This is a genomic window from Kitasatospora humi (assembly GCF_020907985.1).
Classification (GTDB): domain Bacteria; phylum Actinomycetota; class Actinomycetes; order Streptomycetales; family Streptomycetaceae; genus Kitasatospora; species Kitasatospora humi.
This window is the reverse complement of the sequence record NZ_JAJJPA010000127.1, coordinates 1-1,926: the sequence shown is the minus strand read 5'-3', so window position 1 is coordinate 1,926 and position 1,926 is coordinate 1. Positions and strand designations below refer to the sequence as shown.

Annotated in this window: 1 protein-coding gene; it reads left to right on the top strand. The window is 66.3% G+C overall.

The window, feature by feature from the left end:
* Positions 1-586: 586 nt before the first annotated feature.
* A complete protein-coding gene (ltrA, locus tag LN042_RS36670; protein ID WP_230055801.1) occupies positions 587-1,831 on the top strand; it encodes a group II intron reverse transcriptase/maturase in 1,245 nt (414 codons plus the stop codon).
* Positions 1,832-1,926: the final 95 nt, after the last annotated feature.

Sequence of the window (1,926 nt, the reverse complement as noted above, 5' to 3'; positions counted from 1 at the left end):
GGTCGTGTGTCACGAACGCTGAAGGAGGCGTCGATGTAGAGCCTCTGGACGCGGTGCTGTGTGAGAGATGGAGGTAGGTCCTCCGGGGTCGCCCTGCAGGGGGAGGCTCCAAACCACCGCTGGCTGCGCCGGTCAAGTGCCGGTCGTGGTGAGCGCAGCGGCAAAAGGCGCGGCAGTGACCGCGTCAGGTATGGATCAGGAAGGCGAGCGAGAGCGAACCGCTGATGACGTGTCGTAACAAATTCCAGTGGCGTCGAAACCGGGGCAAGACCTGGGCTCCGGGACAAGTCCGGGGGGAGCCTGCTGACTGCCCGGATGGCGTCCGGCATGTAGGCGGCGCGAGCCTGGTCCGGGCTCTTGCACGGAACGTGAGAACCTGTCGCCCCGACACTGCCGCCGGCCCGGTGGGCTGGCGGCGAGAGGGAGTACTCCAAGCGGACAACGCCGCGAGGAGCCGAGTACCGTCGCGGGGCACGGGGGCAGACCGTCTCGTAGTAGTGATGAAGCCCGGTAATGCGGGTGGAGCGAAGGGGACGGGTCGTCTGGGTCTGCTTGGTGGTCAACCGGAGTGCCCGGGATGAGCCAGATGAGCGGATCGAAGTCGTTCGAGATCTCGAAACACCTGGTGTTCGAGGCGTATTTGAGGGTCAAGGCGAACAAGGGCGCGGCGGGCGTCGACGGCGAGTCGATCGAGCAGTTCGAGGCTGACCTGCGGGGCAACCTCTACAAGCTGTGGAATCGCATGTCGTCGGGGTGCTACTTCCCGCCGCCGGTGCGGATGGTGGAGATTCCCAAGCTAGGGGGGTCGGGCAAGGTCAGGGTTCTTGGTGTGCCCACGGTCGCGGACAGGATCGCGCAGACGGTGGTGGCCATGGTGTTGGAGCCGATGGTGGAACCCGTGTTCCACCCGGACTCCTACGGCTACCGGCCCCGCCGCAGTGCCCTGGACGCGGTCGAGGTGTGCCGGGAGCGGTGTTGGAGTACCGACTGGGTGATCGATATGGACATCCAGGGGTTCTTCGACAACCTCGATCACGACCTGGTCCTCAAGGCGGTGGCCCATCACACCGATCAGCGGTGGATCCTGCTGTACGTGGAGCGGTGGCTCAAGGCCCCGCTCCAGCGGCCGGACGGCAGCCTGCTCGCACGGGATCGGGGGAGCCCGCAGGGCTCCGCGATCTCGCCGTTGTTGTCCAACCTGTTCATGCACTACGCGTTCGACCTGTGGATGGCCCGGGAGTACCCCGGTGTCCGGTTCGAGCGGTATTGCGACGACGTGGTGGTCCACTGCCGCAGCGAGGCCGAAGCGCACCGGGTGCGTGAGGCGATCGCCGGGCGGCTGGCCGAGTGCGGGGGGCTGCTTCTGCATCCCGACAAGACCCGCCTCGTGTACTGCAAGGACGGGAAGAGGCGTGGCTCGGCCGAGCACACCTCGTTCACGTTCCTGGGGTACGGGTTTCGCGTGCGCAAGGTCCGGACGAAGCTGGGGATCTACTTCTTCAGCTTCAACCCGGCCATCAGCGATGAGGCCGCCAAGCGCATCCGGGCGCAGATCCGCCGCTGGCGACTGCACCTGCGCAGCGGAGCGACCCTGGAGCAGCTCGCCCGGGAGATCAACCCGGTCGTGCGGGGCTGGATCAACTACTACGGGAGGTTCTTCCCGTCCTCGTTGGTCCCCAGCCTCAACCGCATCAACGACTACCTGGTGCGGTGGCTCGTGCAGAAGTACAAGCGGTTCCGGGGGCGGTGGATGCGGGCGCGAGACGCCCTTGGCAAGCACGCGCGCGTGTGGCCAGGACTCTTCGCCCACTGGAAACTCACCAAGCCCTGACCGCGAACGACTGGACGATGGGAGCCGTGTGATCGGAGACGATCACGCACGGTTCTGAGAGAGCCGGGGGGTGAGATTCCCCCCGGCTACTCGCT

Bases quoted from the DNA above. Each gene is read 5' to 3' on its own strand.
- ltrA (WP_230055801.1), top strand. From the start codon at position 587: ATGAGCGGATCGAAGTCGTTCGAGATCTCGAAACACCTGGTGTTCGAG.